General features: G+C 60.5%; 13 protein-coding genes. 4 read left to right on the top strand and 9 right to left on the bottom strand.

Annotated features, from left to right (window positions below):
- Positions 1-108: 108 nt before the first annotated feature.
- The 4 genes from CVS29_RS09580 to CVS29_RS09565 form a co-directional block, all read right to left on the bottom strand.
- Positions 109-2,934 carry an aconitate hydratase gene (locus CVS29_RS09580; RefSeq protein WP_110106101.1) on the bottom strand — a complete coding sequence of 942 codons (2,826 nt, stop codon included), beginning with the start codon at positions 2,932-2,934 and terminating at the stop codon, positions 109-111.
- A gap of 68 nt (positions 2,935-3,002) precedes the next feature.
- A complete protein-coding gene (locus CVS29_RS09575) occupies positions 3,003-5,621 on the bottom strand; it encodes an HAD-IC family P-type ATPase (RefSeq protein WP_308467734.1) in 2,619 nt (872 codons plus the stop codon).
- Positions 5,622-5,629: 8 nt separating this feature from the next.
- Positions 5,630-7,066, bottom strand: a complete 1,437-nt coding sequence (locus CVS29_RS09570; RefSeq protein WP_110106100.1) for a class I SAM-dependent RNA methyltransferase — start codon at positions 7,064-7,066, stop codon at positions 5,630-5,632.
- A gap of 15 nt (positions 7,067-7,081) precedes the next feature.
- A complete protein-coding gene (locus tag CVS29_RS09565; protein WP_245932147.1) occupies positions 7,082-9,052 on the bottom strand; it encodes an APC family permease in 1,971 nt (656 codons plus the stop codon).
- Between the two features lie 223 nt (positions 9,053-9,275).
- Here CVS29_RS09565 and CVS29_RS09560 point away from each other — a divergent pair, with 223 nt between their 5' ends.
- Both CVS29_RS09560 and CVS29_RS09555 read left to right on the top strand, forming a co-directional pair.
- Positions 9,276-9,947 carry a potassium channel family protein gene (locus tag CVS29_RS09560; protein ID WP_110106098.1) on the top strand — a complete coding sequence of 224 codons (672 nt, stop codon included), beginning with the start codon at positions 9,276-9,278 and terminating at the stop codon, positions 9,945-9,947.
- A 1-nt stretch (position 9,948) separates the two neighbouring features.
- Positions 9,949-10,608, top strand: a complete 660-nt coding sequence (locus tag CVS29_RS09555) for a potassium channel family protein (protein WP_110106097.1) — start codon at positions 9,949-9,951, stop codon at positions 10,606-10,608.
- A 37-nt stretch (positions 10,609-10,645) separates the two neighbouring features.
- Here CVS29_RS09555 and CVS29_RS09550 read toward each other — a convergent pair whose 3' ends face one another.
- Genes CVS29_RS09550 through dut form a run of 4 tightly spaced genes read right to left on the bottom strand, consistent with a single transcriptional unit; the run spans position 10,646 to position 13,074 of the window.
- Positions 10,646-11,332 carry a DUF3159 domain-containing protein gene (locus tag CVS29_RS09550; protein WP_110106236.1) on the bottom strand — a complete coding sequence of 229 codons (687 nt, stop codon included), beginning with the start codon at positions 11,330-11,332 and terminating at the stop codon, positions 10,646-10,648.
- Between the two features lie 27 nt (positions 11,333-11,359).
- Positions 11,360-11,698 carry a single stranded DNA-binding domain-containing protein gene (locus tag CVS29_RS09545; protein WP_218868003.1) on the bottom strand — a complete coding sequence of 113 codons (339 nt, stop codon included), beginning with the start codon at positions 11,696-11,698 and terminating at the stop codon, positions 11,360-11,362.
- Positions 11,699-11,700: 2 nt separating this feature from the next.
- Positions 11,701-12,510 (bottom strand): DUF3710 domain-containing protein, encoded by an 810-nt coding sequence (locus tag CVS29_RS09540; RefSeq protein ID WP_110106096.1) that lies wholly within the window; start codon positions 12,508-12,510, stop codon positions 11,701-11,703.
- Between the two features lie 45 nt (positions 12,511-12,555).
- Complete coding sequence (dut, locus tag CVS29_RS09535) at positions 12,556-13,074, bottom strand: dUTP diphosphatase (RefSeq protein WP_245932146.1); 519 nt, start codon at positions 13,072-13,074, stop codon at positions 12,556-12,558.
- A 95-nt stretch (positions 13,075-13,169) separates the two neighbouring features.
- Here dut and CVS29_RS09530 point away from each other — a divergent pair, with 95 nt between their 5' ends.
- Positions 13,170-13,646 carry a DUF3093 domain-containing protein gene (locus CVS29_RS09530; protein WP_110106094.1) on the top strand — a complete coding sequence of 159 codons (477 nt, stop codon included), beginning with the start codon at positions 13,170-13,172 and terminating at the stop codon, positions 13,644-13,646.
- Positions 13,647-13,715: 69 nt separating this feature from the next.
- Here the strand turns inward: CVS29_RS09530 and CVS29_RS09525 are convergent, their stop codons facing one another.
- Positions 13,716-13,976, bottom strand: coding sequence for a DUF4193 family protein (locus CVS29_RS09525; protein ID WP_110106093.1), 261 nt, complete (start codon positions 13,974-13,976; stop codon positions 13,716-13,718).
- 259 nt (positions 13,977-14,235) lie between these two features.
- On the opposite strand from CVS29_RS09525, the gene sepH reads away from it, so the two are divergent.
- Positions 14,236-15,570 (top strand): septation protein SepH, encoded by a 1,335-nt coding sequence (sepH, locus tag CVS29_RS09520; protein WP_110106092.1) that lies wholly within the window; start codon positions 14,236-14,238, stop codon positions 15,568-15,570.
- The last annotated feature ends 188 nt before the right edge of the window (positions 15,571-15,758 follow it).

The raw sequence follows: 15,758 nt of genomic DNA, 5'->3' as shown, positions 1-15,758 counted from the left end.
AAGCCAAAAACACGAAGGGGCGGGCCTCCGGTTTCCCGGCTGCCCGCCCCTTGAACGCTAGCTCACTGTAAGTACCAATTAATCCTTAGTACCAACTGCTCACTCTTACTAGCTTGCCGTGATCTGGCGCAGCACGTACTGCAGAATTCCACCATTGCGGTAGTAGTCTGCTTCACCGGGAGTGTCGATCCGCAATACGGCATCGAAGCTTACGGTGGTGCCGTCTTCGCTCACAGCAGTGACCTTGAGCGTCTTAGGCGTGGTGCCGTTGTTCAGCTCCGTCACGCCTGCTACGGAGAAGGTTTCCGTACCGTTCAGGCCCAAGGAAGCAGCGTTCTGCCCGGCCGGGTACTGCAACGGCAGGACACCCATGCCAATGAGGTTGGAGCGGTGGATGCGCTCGTAGCTCTCGGCAACTACAGCCTTGACGCCCAAAAGCGCGGTGCCCTTGGCTGCCCAGTCACGTGAGGACCCGGAGCCGTATTCCTTACCAGCCAGAACAACCAGCGGTGTGCCGGCGGCCTGGTAGTTAACGGAGGCATCGTAGACGTAAGCCTGCGGGCCATCAGCCTGGGTAAAGTCGCGGGTAAAGCCACCCTCAACGTTGTCCAGGATCTGGTTGCGGATACGGATGTTCGCGAAGGTACCGCGGATCATGACCTCATGGTTGCCACGGCGTGAACCGTAGGAGTTGAAGTCCTTGCGGTCCACCCCGTTGGCCAACAGGTACTGGCCAGCCGGGGTCTCGGACTTGAAGGAACCTGCGGGGCTGATGTGGTCCGTGGTGACGGAATCGCCCAGCTTGAGCAGCACGCGTGCCCCGGTGATATCTTCTACCGGATCAGCTTGCGCCTTCATGCCATCAAAGTACGGTGGCTTGCGAACGTAGGTTGACTTGGGATCCCATTCGAAGACGTTGCCTTCAGGAGTTTCCAGGGCCTTCCAGCGATCGTCACCGTCGAAGATGGTGGCGTAGGAGTTCGTGAACATCTCACGGTCAATGGAGGCATCCATGACTTCCTGGACCTCAACCGGGTTGGGCCAGATGTCCTTCAGGAAGACATCGTTGCCCTCGGCGTCCTGACCCAAGGCATCGGCTTCAAAGTCGAAGTCCATGGTGCCGGCCAGTGCGTACGCGATGACCAATGGCGGTGAAGCCAAGTAGTTCATCTTCACGTCCGGGTTGATGCGGCCTTCAAAGTTGCGGTTACCCGAGAGAACAGCGGTCACGGACAGATCGTTTTCGGCAATGGCTGCCGAAACTTCTGTGTCCAACGGACCGGAGTTACCAATGCAGGTTGCGCAGCCGTAACCCACTGTGAAGAAGCCCAGCTTCTCCAGGTACGGCACCAGACCTGACTTCTCGTAGTAGTCGGTGACAACCTTTGAGCCCGGGGCAACGCTGGTCTTGACCCACGGCTTGGACACCAGGCCCTTGTTGACGGCGTTGCGAGCCAATACGGCGGCAGCGAGCATCACTGAAGGGTTGGAGGTGTTGGTGCAAGAGGTGATCGAGGCGATTGAGACTGCACCGTGATCCAGCTCGAATTCAACGCCTGATTCGTTCTTGACGTGAATCGGGCTGGACTGACGGCCGTTAGCACCGCTAGCAGCGGAAACGAGCGTGCGCTCGGTGTCATGCTGGTGCGTGTCCGGGTGAGTGAAGGACGGGGCGTCCGAGGCTGGGAAGGACTCTTCCAAGGACTCATCAACTGTGTTGCCTTCAGCATGTGCATCAGCAGCAACGTAGTTGTTCAGATCCGAGCGGAACTGAACCTTGGCGTTGGTCAGCTCAATGCGGTCCTGCGGGCGCTTGGGGCCAGAGATGGAGGGAACCACCGTGGACAAATCCAGCTCGAGGTACTCGGAGAACGCGATCTCAACTGAAGGATCGTGCCAGAGGCCCTGCTCCTTGGCGTAAGCCTCAACGAGAGCAAGCTGCTCTTCGCTGCGGCCGGTCAGGCGCAGGTAATCAACAGTGACGCTGTCAATGGGGAACATGGCAGCCGTGGAACCGAACTCCGGGCTCATATTGCCAATGGTTGCGCGGTTGGCCAACGGCACAGCCGCAACACCTTCACCGTAGAACTCCACGAACTTGCCAACAACGCCGTGCTTACGCAGCTGCTCGGTGATGGTCAAAACCACATCAGTTGCGGTGGCACCGGCCGGGATTTCACCGGTCAGCTTGAAACCTACAACGCGCGGGATCAGCATGGAGACGGGCTGTCCCAACATGGCCGCCTCGGCTTCAATGCCACCAACACCCCAACCCAGCACACCCAGGCCATTGACCATGGTGGTGTGTGAGTCGGTGCCAACCAGCGTGTCCGGGTAGGCGCGCAAGACGCCGTCCACCTCGCGGGTCATCACGGTGCGGGCCAAGTACTCAATGTTGACCTGGTGCACAATACCCATGCCCGGGGGAACAACCTTGAAGTCTTCAAAAGCGGTCTGGCCCCAGCGCAGGAACTGGTAACGCTCACCATTGCGCTGGTATTCAATGTCCATGTTGCGCTCAACAGCACCTGAGTTGCCGAAGACGTCAATCTGCACGGAGTGGTCAATGACCATCTCGGCCGGAGCCAACGGGTTGACTCGGCTGGGATCGCCTCCGAGGTCCTTGACTGCTTCACGCATGGTGGCCAAATCAACAATGCAAGGAACTCCTGTGAAGTCCTGCATGATGACGCGGGCCGGGGTGAACTGAATTTCGGTATCGGGCTCCGAGTTCGGATCCCAACCTGCCAACGCACGAACGTGCTCGGCTGTGATGTTTGCACCGTCTTCGGTACGAAGCAGGTTTTCCAGCAATACCTTGAGGCTGAACGGAAGGCTCTTGGCGCCTTCTACCGAGTTCAGTCGGAAAATCTCGTAATCGGTTCCGCCTACATTAAGTACGCCTTTTGAACCGAAGCTGTCCACATTAGTCATCGATGGACTCCTCTCGCCACTACTTTTATCTTTGTCACGCACAGGACAGGATGCCAGTTAGGCACCCCTTACTCACGCTCTGAAACTGCTCCACGCTTCTTCAAAAAACGGTAGAGCAGTTCAACAGCTACGCATCCTGCGGCAGTTACCGCAATAGTAGCCGCTAACAGCCCACCACTTGGGATATCGAGGGCGAAGAAGTTGCGGGCGAACGGCACTGCCATGATCAACACAAGCCCCACCACCAGGGCGGCCACCAACAATGCCCGCCATTTATCGAAGGGCCGGGCCAGCGCCCCCAACACCCAAAGCGCCACCACCAGCACCGTCATGGTGGCAGCGGTTTGTGCCTCGCGAATCAGGTGTTCCCCGCTCAATGCCGAATTCGGGAAGGCACTCGCGTACCAGTACACGGCCATGATGCAGGCGGCCACAATAGTGCCGGAGGGAATCGCGAACATGAGTGTTCGCCGGAGAAATCCAGGCTGATAGCGCCGGGCATTGGGCAGTAGAGCCAGGAAGAACGCGGGGATGCCAATGGTCATGGAGCTCACAATGGACAGCTGGCGCGGCAGGAAAGGATACCGCCACATCAAGATGCCAATCGTGATGGAAATGATGATCGCATAGGTGGTTTTTGTGAGGAACAAATTGGCCACTCGCTCCACATTGGCAATCACCCGCCGGCCTTCTGCAACCACCGAGGGAAGGTGCGAGAACTGCCCATCCAGGAGCACCAGCCGGGACACGGCCTTGGTGGCGGCAGCGCCGCTGCCCATGGCGATCCCAATGTCGGCGTGCTTCAACGCGAGGGCGTCATTGACGCCGTCGCCGGTCATGGCCACCACGTGCCCGCGGCTCTGCAGAGCCAGCACAATGGCCTTTTTCTGCTCCGGAGTGACCCGGCCAAAGACGCTTTCACGCTCCAGAACCAGGGACATGGCATCCACGTCATCCGGGAGCTCCCGTGCGTCATATCCGTCACCCTCGAAGCTAAACCCAACATCTCGGGCCACCGCGGCAACCGTTCGAGGGTTATCTCCTGAGATGATTTTCAGCTCCACACCCTGCTCCCGGAAGTACTCCAGCGTGGCCCCGGCATCGGGGCGGACCCGTTCACGGAACACCAGCAGCGCCACAGGCGTCAGGTCCGCAAGGCTGAAGGAAGCGTCCGACGCCGGATGGGCCGCCTGCTCCTGTACCTCCCGGTGGGCCGGCTCCTTCACCTCCCGGTGGGCGAGGATGACAGCGCGCAGCCCACTGCCAGACGCTTCATCTGAGGCCGCTAACGCCTCCCGGTGGAGCCCGGCTGCCAGGACCACCTCCGGGGCGCCCAGCACCCATTCTCCCGCCGCAGGGCCGGCCCCAAAGGTGACGGCACTGAACTTGCGGGCACTGCTGAAGTGCACCTCGGAGAGGGGAAGCCGCGCCAGCCCGTCCCGGTAGCTGCCAGCAAGGGCCAAGGCCGTGGCATTCGCGTTGGGGTGGACACTTTGCCAGGCCAGGACTTTTTCCCAGCCGGGAACGGCGGAAAAGACAGTGGTGCTGGCCAGTTCCATGTGCCCTTCGGTCAGGGTCCCGGTTTTGTCTAGGCACACCATGTCCACACGGGCCAGTCCTTCCACCGCCGGCAACTCCTGGACCAGCACTTGGCGCCGGGCCAGACTCACGGCGGCCATGCCGAAGGAGATGCTGGTCAACAGCACCAGCCCTTCAGGGATCATGGCCACAATGCTTGCCACTGCGCTGACCACGGCTATGCGCCATTGGCCCGACGCTATGGCCTGGGTCCAACCACCATGGGCACTCATCTGACCATTGATGACGAGCAAAATGATAGGGATCAAGGCCCACGCAATGTACAAGATGATGCGGTTGATGGAGTTGCGGATCTCAGAGTTCACCAGCGAGAAACGCCGTGCCTCGGCGGTCAACACCGAAGCGTAGGACTCGGCGCCCACCCCGTGGACGCGTGCACTGGCGTACCCGGCCACAACGGCCGAGCCGGACAATGCTGTGTCACCAGAAATTTTGATGACGGGATCTGCCTCCCCCGTCAGCAGCGATTCATCAATTTCTAAGGCGTCTGCCGCCAGGATGGTGGCATCCGCCGGTACTTGATCCCCCGTGCGCAACAGCAGCACATCATCATGAACCACGTCAGCTACGGCAATGGCAACCTCCGCCCCGTCCCGGAGTACTCGAGCCCGCGGGGCGTGCAGGACGGCGAGCCTGTCCAGCGTGCGTTTGGCCCGGTACTCCTGCACCACTCCGATGGCGGCATTGGCCACCACAATGAACCCAAACAACGCATCCCGCGGGTCCCCCACCAGTAACACGAGAAACAGAGCGCTGCCCAACACCGTATTGAACAAAGTGAAGACATTGGCCCGCACAATGGCCCAAATGCTGCGGCTGCTCTCATGCGCCACAGCATTGCTGAGCTCAGCCAGCCGACGTTCCCGGACCTGAGCCGCGTCCAGACCATTCGTGGCCAGGCGTGCGGGGTCAACCGGAGCCAGAGCAGCGCGCGCCGCTGCCATGGCGGCGCGGCGGTGTGCCTCACGCCGTTCGGCAATCAACGTACCTTTGGGTTTGTTGCGGGTCAGGTCCCGGCGGGCCAGCTTGTGGTTCTGTACAACCTTGACCTGCTGGGCCGCCATTTCCTTGCGGGCCTGCTGCTTCACGTGGGTTCCTAGGCGTCTGACGGTTGAGGGAGGCTCTTCACTGGCACCAATAGGGCCACAGTTTCAACGTGGTGCGTGTGCGGGTACAGGTCAAAGGCCCGCAAGGATGCCAGCGCCCATCCGGCATTGGCAAAGTACTTGACGTCGCGGGCAAACGCGGCCGGATCGCACGCCACGTAGGCAATGGCTCGCGGCGAGGTGGCAACCAGTGCCCGGACCACAGCTTTTCCGGCACCTGCACGGGGCGGGTCAAGCACCACGGCGTCAAACCGGCGGCGCTGTCCTGCTGGGGTATGTGAGCCCCTGGAGGAGGTGCCCAGGATTCGCTCCACCCGGCCCTGCGAAATCTCTACCTGCTCGCTGGCGTGCAGGTTCTTGCGTGCGTCGCGGCTTGTGCCGGCGGATCCTTCCACGGAAAGCACGCTGCCCTCCGGGCCCACAGCATCAGCCAGGGGTGCCGTGAACAGGCCTGCTCCTGCGTAGAGGTCAGCTACATCGGCGCCATCATCTAAGTATCCGCCTTGCAGCAAGGCGCCCAGAGCGGCATCCGTGAGAACTTTGGGGGCGCGGCGGTGAATCTGCCAGAAGCCGTCGCCCGTGACCCGGAATTCGTGGTCGTCTGTGGTTTCCTTGACCCAGCCGCGCCCATTGAGCACCTCAATGGCACTGTTTTCCGGGTTCCAACGGGCCACCGAGGGCGCGTTTTCAAGGGCAGCCAAGGCGCGTGCGACCCGTTTGACAGCGGCCCCGGCAGCCTTTTCGCTCAAGGTGGGCTCCGGTGCCAGCAAAACCAGTACGCCTGAGCCATTAGCGGGAGCGGCAACTTCTATCCGCTCAATGCCGGTGAAGTCCAGTTCCCACAGACGGAGCTCGTTGATGGCAGGCAGGGCCAGTGGCATGTCATGGATGGGCACAATGGTGTTCGAGCGGTGCGCGTGCATGCCCAGCTTGCCGGAGCGGGTCACAGCGAATCCTGTGCGGGTCCGCCAGCCCAGGCCGGAGCGCTGATCAGCAGTGCCGTGCGCATCGACATCTTCCACCCCGGCGCTGAACAATGAATCGAGCTGCTCCGTGGCGATCCCGCCCAAGCGTTCGAGCTGTTCGCGCACCACAGCGGTTTTGAGGGCAAGCTGGCCGGACCGTGAAATATGGCCAAATTCGGCTCCCCCCACGGGCGCTGTGGAGCGCGCGCCAGCCCGCAAGGAGTCAGCTTCGGGCCAAAAGTGGGCTACGCGATCGGGTGAGGCCACCACAACATTGGTGACGTCGGCGCGCCAGAATTTGGCGTCGGGTTCGTTCTCAGTCAGCGTGATCTCAACGGTTTCGCCGGGAATTCCGTGGCGCACAAAAATGACGCGACCCTCATGCCGGGCGACGCAATGGCCGCCATGGGCCACTGGCCCTACGGTAACGCTCAGTCGGGGACTGCTGGTGGGCTCACTCATGTGCTCTACGCTCTTCTACTCTTGGTACTTCTTCGCGTCAGTGGAGGACTTCAGCTGCCAAGGCACACTGGCCACCACCACGCCGGGTTCAAAATGCAACCGCGTCTTAATCCGCAGGGCAGTCTGGTTATGCACCAGCTGCTCCCACCATTTGCCCACCACGTATTCCGGGATGTACACCACAATCAAATCGCGCGGGGAATCCCTGCGCATGGCCTTGATGTGGTTGATCAGCGGCGTTAGCGTTTCCCGGTACGGGCTCGCTAACACAGTCAACGGTACCGGGATGCGCAGCCGCTCCCAATCCGCAATGGTCGCTTCCGTCTCCGCGGGGTCCAGATCCACCGTGATCGCTTCCAGCGTGGAGGGCCGGGAAGCACGGGCAAAAGCAATAGCACGCATGACAGGCTTGCGCACGTGCGAGACTAAAATCACAGCGTGAATCCGGGCTGGGAGCGCCTTAGTGGCGGAGTCTGTCTCCACCGCCAGCTCACGGGCCACGTTGTCATAATGCTTGCGGATGCTTGCCATGACAGCAAACAGGGCCGCCATGGCGAGTAGCGCAATCCAGGCTCCCTGTTCAAACTTGGTGATCAGAACAATGATCAGCACCGTCAACGTCATACAGAAACCAAGAGAGTTAATGACCCGTGAACGCATCATTTTGAACCGTATGGTCTTGTCCTTGACCTTGAGCAATTCTCGGCTCCAGTGCCTCACCATGCCCAACTGGCTGGCCGTGAAGGAGATGAAAACGCCCACAATGTAGAGCTGAATCAGCCGGGTCACATCGGCGTTGAAGGCAACTATAAGAACCAGTGCGCCAACAGCTAGCAGCAGCACGCCGTTGCTGAACGCAAGCCTGTCTCCGCGGGTGCGCAGCTGGCGGGGCAGGTAGCCGTCCTTGGCAAGGATGGAAGCAAGCACTGGGAACCCGTTGAACGCCGTGTTGGAGGCGAACACCAAGATGGTGCCTGTGGCAGCCACAATGATGAAAAACGGGATGGACCCGGCACCGAATATGGTGGCCGCAATCTGGCTAATGGAAGGGTTTTGAACATAGTCAGCAGGTGGAGCTACTCCATTGACTAAGAATTCGGTGTGCGGATCAGCCACAATATGAACGCCCGTGGCGTTGGCCAGGAACAAGATGCTAGCCATCATGCCCGCAGCGATGGCCCCGAGCAGCAGCAGGGTGGTGGCAGCATTTTTACTCTTGGGCTTGCGGAAATTGGGCACCCCATTGCTGATGGCTTCAACACCTGTAAGAGCTGCGGCGCCGGAGGAGAAGGCTCGCAGGAGCAAGAAGGCACCGGCCAGTCCCACCAGACCCTGGTTGAAGGCGGCTTCGGGAACAATCTCAAAATCGGCCGACGGCGCCCGGCCCAGCGTGCCCGTAGCCGCCTGAAAAAGACCCGCCGCGGTCATGGCGAAGATGCAGAACATGAAAATGTAGGTGGGCACGGCAAAGACCGAGCCCGCTTCGCGAATGCCGCGCAGATTCACCAGTGCCAAGATGATGACACCCACCACGGCGATCACCGTTTGGGTTCCATGCCAGCCAGGAATGGCGGTGGCTAGGTAGTTAGCGGCCGATGACATGGACACGGCCACGGTCAGCACATAATCCACCATGAGCGCGGAGGCCACTGTGAGGCCGGCATTCTTTCCCAAGTTGACGGTGGCGATCTCATAGTCACCACCGCCTGAGGGGTATGCGTGAACGTTCTGGCGGTAGGAGGCAACCACCGTTAGCAGCACCACCATGACGGCCAAGCCCACCCAGGGAGAAAGCGCCACGGCCGCCACCCCCGCCAGTGCCAGGGTCAGCAAAATTTCATCCGGGGCATACGCCACAGAGGACAATGCGTCAGAGGCAAAAACCGGCAGGGCAATACGTTTGGGCAACAGCGTGTGATGCAGCGTATCGCTGCGGAACGGGCGGCCCACAAGAACCCGCTTGAACGCGTTGAAAAAATTCAGCACGCGGGTAACGCTAGCACCAGTGACGGCACCAGCGCCCCTATCCGGGTGCCGGGTCGCCACCATGACACACTAGTGACACGCCAGGATGCGCCATCGGCTTCGAGCCGGACTTGACCGCGGGGCCCTGCAGAGCATGAAATTGTTATCCGCACGGCTTAGAAAAGCCATGCATACAAGCGGAACCTGGAAAAAAATTCCGGGGCCGCCACATCAGGGAGCGTCAATGGCACATTTCGTGATCATGGGTTGCGGACGAGTGGGTGCAACCTTGGCCCATACATTAGAGGACTCGGGCCATTCGGTGGCAATTATTGACCAGGATGAACGGGCGTTCCGGCGTCTGCGCACCGGTTTTGGTGGCCGAAAGATCACAGGTGTCGGTTTTGACCAAGACACCCTCAAGCAGGCCGGCATTGAGGAAGCCTACGCTTTTGCCGCTGTTTCCAGTGGCGATAACTCAAATATTCTCGCTACTCGCGTGGCCAGGGAAACTTTCCATGTGGAACACGTGGTGGCAAGGATCTACGATCCCGGCCGGGCCGAGATATACCAGCGCCTAGGCATCCCCACGGTGGCTGCCGTGCGGTGGAGCGCAGATCAGGTGCTGCGGCGCATCCTGCCGGAGACTGCCATCAAGGGCGACTTCCGTGAACCGTCCGGGCGCCTGCTGCTGTGTGAGCTCTCGCCAAACGCGCAGTGGATTGGCTGTCATCTTGTGGATATGGAGAAAGCCGCGAACGTTCGGATAGCCTACTTGACCCGCTTCGGGGAGGGCATTTTGCCCGGCCCTGATACCAGCTACCAACAGGGCGACACCGTCCATGCCATGGTGGCCAGCGCCCGCGTAACAGAAGTTGCGCGCATCCTGGCAGCAGCACCCGTGAAGGAGTTTTAATATGCTTGTTGTCATTGTCGGTGCCGGCAGCGTGGGCTGTTCCATTGCCAAGGAACTGCTGTCCCACGGTCATGAGACCCTACTGATCGATCCCAAACCTGAAGTGATTGGCAAGAGCGGGCTGCGCGGCGCCCGCTGGCTGGTGGGCGACGCCTGCGAAATCAGCACCCTACGTGAAGCGAAGTTGGAAGAGGCTGATGTGGTGGTTTCGGCCACCGGTGATGACAAAGTCAACCTGGTGGTTTCACTGCTTGCCAAATCTGAATTTGGTGTGGGCCGCACAGTGGGCCGGGTCAACAATCCCAAGAATGACTGGATGTTTGATGATTCCTGGGGTGTGGACGTGGCCGTCAACACTCCGCGCCTGATGACAGCACTCGTAGAAGAGGCCGTGGAGATCGGAGACCTGGTCCGGCTACTGACGTTGCAAACCGGTGTGGCATCTCTGGTGGAGTTCACGGTTCCTGGTGACTCGCACGTGATTGGCTCAACCGTGGGAGCCATCATGTGGCCACACGATTCCTCGCTCGTGGCTATTTTGCGCGATGAAGCCCCCATCACGCCCAGCCCGGATGATGTGGTGGAAGCCGGAGATGAGCTGTTCTTCATCACCACCATTGCGGCCGAAAATGAACTACGAACCCTGCTGGTAGCCCGCTAACTGCGCTGCTGCCCTGCCCCGGCGCCCGGACTTGTCTCTAGAGTTCTGTGGACTTGTTCTCGGTGACGGGGCGGCTGACCAGCCAGGCGATCCACAGCCCGAAGGCATAAAGTGGCACACCCATGATCAAGCGCATGGCTCCGAGCGCATCCACTTGCCCGGCAAAGTACAGCGGCAGTTGCACCAGAAGCCGGGCACCCATGACAGCCACAATAATCCACGTGGCCACACGGTAGGCGCGGAGCCGTTCTGGTTGCGTCCGCCAGCGCACACCCTCATTGCGGGCGTAGCCGAACAATAGTCCAAGAACCGGCCAGCGGACTGCGATGGAGACCACCATGGCGGCGATGTAGGCGGCGTTGGTGTAGAAACCCACAGTATAGAAATTCTCGGCCTTGCCGGTTTTCATTGCCAAAAAAGCTGATAGCGCGACGCCGGCAATTCCGGCCAGCGCCTGCGTCAAGGGAGTGCGCTGGATCAGCCGGGCCACCAGGAACACGGCAGCCATGGCCACCGATCCCACCAGGGCAATAGTCAAATCCCGGGTCACGGTGAAAGCCACCAAGAACACCAGCCCCGGCAAGACACTTTCGGCAATGCCTCTGATGCCACCGGCTGCGGCGAGGAGATCTATGTGGCCGTTTTCCTTACGGACCAGTGTACTTTTCGCCGCCATTTCCTGGGCAATCTCGGCAAATCCGCCACTCGGCTTGGGATCTGGCATATTTTCTTCGGGGCTCTGCTGACTCAACTAGCTCTCCTGAATTCCAATGATCTCGTAGCGTGGGTTGTACATGGTGGGCAGTCCCTCGCGCAGGGAGACCATACCCTCAACACGGAGCCGAACGCCGGCGCTAATGCCGGGGACACGCCGTCGTCCTAGCCACACGATCCGCAGACGGTGGTTGCCTGGACCTTGGGCCGCGCGGTGAAAATCCGTATCGCTGAGAATCGCCGTGAAAGCGGGTGTGGCTGTGGCCGGGGGGATCGTAACGGCGTCGATGATTCCCCCGCACACCGCCCTGCCGCGGGCCGGCAGTTCCGCAATGGGGATTGCTGCCGGCCAGTTACCTTGCTCAGTAGTGGCCAAGGCTAACCGATCGTGGTGATTTCCGGACCGCGCTCCAGCGGGGAACCACCTTGAGCAGAGCCCATGTCCGGGCCGCTGGTAGCGGGTGCGGAGGCCATGGCGTCCTTGGGAAGGCGCAGGAGCAAGAGATCGCGCGGAGGCAAGGGCACCTCGCCGCGGACTACAACCACGCCACGGAACAAGTCTTCCAAAGGCAGCGCAGCTTGGCTATCAACAGCTGCAGCACCGCCCAAGACGCCGCGGAGGAACCAGCGCGGGCCGTCAACACCAATGAAGCGGGCAACCCGGAATCCCCGGCTGCCATCATCACTCTGGGCAGGTACCTTCGCCAACACTTCCTTACCGAAGGTACCGTCGAGAATCTCAATTTCGCCGCCCTGTGCACCCACCGAGAGGCCAATCTGCTCACGAATGTCTCGCCACAGGGGCTCCGAACGTGAGGCCGCAAACGCCTGGAGCTGCAGGCTGGAACCGTTCAAATCCAAGGTGACCGCAATAACGCGCTGGGTGTTCTCTTCAACTTCAAGGCGAAGCGAGAGGCCCTCCAACGGGGTCACCATCAATGCGCCCAGATCCACGTAACCGTCCGTGGTCTCGATTTCGTCAACATCGAGGGGGCCATGGAGATCTCTCTCGTACACCGTGTCTGCCGGGTCCGGAGGCAGCGCAACAGCATCAGCCGATGGCTGTGCTACTTCTGCATCTGCTATTTCTGTGCCAGCGTTCTCGGCGTCCTGTGTGTCAGCTTCGGAGACAAAAGGCACCGGAGCCTCGGAACTGCTCTTATTTTTCTTACCAAACCCAAAAGCCATGGGAATTAAGACTCCTTGTCAAGGATGGAAACTGCGGATCAGCAGTTAGTTGGGTGCTGGTGGATTCGTGGACGGGGAAAAACCGCCGGTTGAGCCGAAGCCACCGGTGCCTCGCACCGAATCGGCGAGTTCGTTCACGGCAATGAACTGGGCGGTTTCCACGCGTTGAATCACCATTTGTGCAATTCTATCGCCCCGTGACAGGGAGATGGAATGATGCGCATCGGTGTTCAGCAGGGTCACGGAAATCTCTCCGCGGTACCCTGCGTCAACAGTTCCAGGACTGTTGACAATGGTCAGGCCATGTTTGGCAGCCAACCCGGAACGTGGGTGGATCAAGGCAACAAAACCAAAGGGCAACGCGATGCTCACCCCTGTTGGGACAAGCACGCGCTCCCCCGGGGCCAGCACCAGATCAATGCGGCTGCGCAGGTCCGCTCCAGCATCGCCCGGGTGGGCGTAGCTGGGAGGTTCAATCCCGGCGTCGAGCATGTGCATCTGCACTTGAACTACGGAGCTCTGAAGATCGGTGGCGGGGTTGGCATCAAAAGTCTCATGGGTCACAACAGAACACTCTATCTTGAAGCCGTGGCTCCCGCCTGCGGGCAATAAGGGCACCTCAAGGTGAATTACGGGGCGAAAGATGAAAAGCTTGACCCATGTCATCTCAATCGCCACAAAGCTCCACCTCCGCAGCAACGGCAAACTACACCGAAAAGCTCTGGCCAAATTTCTGGGGTTGGGTGATTGTGCTGGGTCTCTCGTGTGCAGGAATCCTGATCTTCATTCCCATCAGCCCCACGGCGGGCTTCGTGGCATTTGCCGTGTTGCTGGCCCTGCAGACGCTGGTGCTGGTGACAACCACCCCCACCATCGCCGTCACACCGGAGACCCTGCAGGTAGGCCGGGCACAGATTGAGCGGCAATTTGTGGGAGAAGTCAGCGTCTACTTCGGCGACGACGCCACCGATCAGCGCGGCATCAAACTCAACGGCTTGGCGTATCTGTGCATCCGCGGCTGGATCAAGCCCGTGGTGAAGATTGAAATTACGGACCCGAATGACAGGACCCCCTACTGGTTGGCGTCCTCTCGCAACCCTGAACACCTGGCGGCGGCGCTGCGCGCTGGCCGCTAACTAGAAAAATACCCCGGGAAAACTGCTCGTTGAGCATTCTCCCGGGGTATTTTTCTGCCATAACGCGGCCTATCCTTCGCAGTCCCGGCAGTACATGAGGTTCTTGCTTTCCTTGGCCAGCTGGGAGCGGTGCCTGATAAAAAAACAGCTGCTACAGGTAAACTCGTCTGCCTGTTCGGTCATGATCTCCAGGGCTTGGTCATCAGGAGCGTGCTCGCCACCGGGCAGTTCGTAACTTTCGGCAAGCTCACTCTCGCTCAGGTCGATCACCGCTACCGGCGAAGCGGTGGCGCGGGGGGCCCTGTGGTGCTGGCGGGTGCCGGTGTTCATGTCTGTTCCCTCACTCTGTGGCCAGATGCAACTCTGGATTAATACAGCAAACACCCTAAAGGAAGCCAGCGGCTCTACTGCCCAACAGAGCTGCCGAGTTCGCAGCAGGCTTAAGTTTGACCCTCTATGAATGAGCTAAAGGGAAAAATTTGACAAAAATCGTAGCCATCTCACGCCACGCCTAGCGCGGTAGTAGGATTTGCCACGCATCGGTGGCAAAGTCTTGAACTGAACTAATAAGAGATTTTTGGAGGACGGCATGGCTGATTTACGGCTGGTGGGTGTCCACGACGACGGCGAACATCTGCTGCTCAGTGGTCCTGATGGGGACAATTACCTACTCCCCCTGGATGAGGCACTGCGCACAGCCGTGGGCCGGACCAGCCAACGCGCACCCAGGCTTAACCAGCCCGGTGCTCGCATGACTCCGCGCGAAATCCAGTCGCTGATCCGTGCCGGATCCAACGCCAGCGACGTCGCTGACCAGTCGGGGCTGACGCTTGAACAGGTGCGCCGCTATGAAGGTCCCGTCTTGGCGGAACGTGAGTACATTGCCAACCAGGCCCGAGCTGTTTCTGTAGCAATTTCCACGCAGCACACGGAAAACTACTCCTCCTCCATGGCTCAGGAACCCACCACGCTCGAGGAGATGGTTCTTCACCGTCTCTCCGCTTTCGGCATCGAGAAGGCCTCGCTGCGATGGGATGCTTGGCGTGACCACGCCGGTGCCTGGACCATCAGCGCAGACTTTGAGCCAGGCACCGAATGGGCTGCCAGCAGCATTGGCCAAGCCCCTCCAGCCTTGTGGAGCTTCCACGCCGGACGCAAGTCCTTGAAGAACGCCAACCGCTGGGCACAGCAGCTCAGTGAACTTGAGCCGTTGGACAGCCCTGTGCCGGAGCGCCGGCTCAGTGCCGTTGCCGACAAACCGTTCGATGTTGAGGCGGAGGCCGTTGCGGATCCGCACTCGCCGGAGTCCTTTGACGGCGGCGATGGCGCCGAACCCGAGCACTCCCCCGACGCCTCCTCCGAAGCCGTCGTCAAGGAACAGGACTCCAGTACCGGCTACTCGGGGCACGGTTTCTTGGACATGCTCCGTTCCCGCAGGGGTGTTCGTTTGGGCATTGACGAGGACGGCGACGACGAACTCGCAGCCATGCTGGGAACCCACGTTCCTGGCGCTCACCCTCGCGATGAAGCCCGTTACTCTCTAACCACGGATACGCAGGAGCCCGCCAGCACCACCCAGGGCACGGACTCCCCCAGCGATCAAGTGAAGAAGATGCCTTTTTTGCAATTGGCACCCCGATTGGTTGAGGACACGCACGTTGGCAGTGTTGCCGAGGTCAGTACTGAGACCCGGGAGATTGTCCTTTCCGGCGAGCCGTTGGCCCGTCTGAAGCCGCTCCAGGAGCCGGCAGCCCCCGAGTCGTCTGAGTACAGGGCTCCCTCCGCTGGGCCTCTCGAAGCCGCTGAGAGTGGGCCCAGCGATAGCGAAGTTGCCGCACGCCTGGAACGCAAGGCTGCGGCCAAACCCAAACGGTCCAGCGTGCCCAGCTGGGACGAGATTGTCTTTGGCACCAAGGGTGACTGAATCCTGATCCACCGAACCGCTCCCGGCTGCCGAACTCCTGGCGGCCGGGGGCGGTTTTGCGTTGCTGCGCCCGCTGCGAGCTTGCGCGTGACGGGTTGGCGGAGAGGGTGTGGGTGGGGCCACGCGCCCGAGGGACCCGCTGCGAGCTTGCGCGTGACGGGTTGGCGGAGAGGGTGTGGGTGGGGCCA

The organism is Arthrobacter psychrochitiniphilus, assembly GCF_003185915.1.
GTDB lineage: Bacteria > Actinomycetota > Actinomycetes > Actinomycetales > Micrococcaceae > Specibacter > Specibacter psychrochitiniphilus.
This window is presented reverse-complemented; position numbering and strand designations above follow the sequence as displayed.

Excerpts from the sequence above, each read along its gene's own strand:
- CVS29_RS09555 (WP_110106097.1), top strand. The coding sequence starts at position 9,949 with ATGCTTGTTGTCATTGTCGGTGCCGGCAGCGTGGGCTGTTCCATTGCC.
- CVS29_RS09550 (WP_110106236.1), bottom strand. The coding sequence starts at position 11,332 with ATGCCAGATCCCAAGCCGAGTGGCGGATTTGCCGAGATTGCCCAGGAA.
- CVS29_RS09530 (WP_110106094.1), top strand. The coding sequence starts at position 13,170 with ATGTCATCTCAATCGCCACAAAGCTCCACCTCCGCAGCAACGGCAAAC.
- sepH (WP_110106092.1), top strand. The coding sequence starts at position 14,236 with ATGGCTGATTTACGGCTGGTGGGTGTCCACGACGACGGCGAACATCTG.
- CVS29_RS09540 (WP_110106096.1), bottom strand. The coding sequence starts at position 12,510 with ATGGCTTTTGGGTTTGGTAAGAAAAATAAGAGCAGTTCCGAGGCTCCG.
- CVS29_RS09560 (WP_110106098.1), top strand. The coding sequence starts at position 9,276 with ATGGCACATTTCGTGATCATGGGTTGCGGACGAGTGGGTGCAACCTTG.
- CVS29_RS09525 (WP_110106093.1), bottom strand. The coding sequence starts at position 13,976 with ATGAACACCGGCACCCGCCAGCACCACAGGGCCCCCCGCGCCACCGCT.
- CVS29_RS09580 (WP_110106101.1), bottom strand. The coding sequence starts at position 2,934 with ATGACTAATGTGGACAGCTTCGGTTCAAAAGGCGTACTTAATGTAGGC.
- CVS29_RS09570 (WP_110106100.1), bottom strand. The coding sequence starts at position 7,066 with ATGAGTGAGCCCACCAGCAGTCCCCGACTGAGCGTTACCGTAGGGCCA.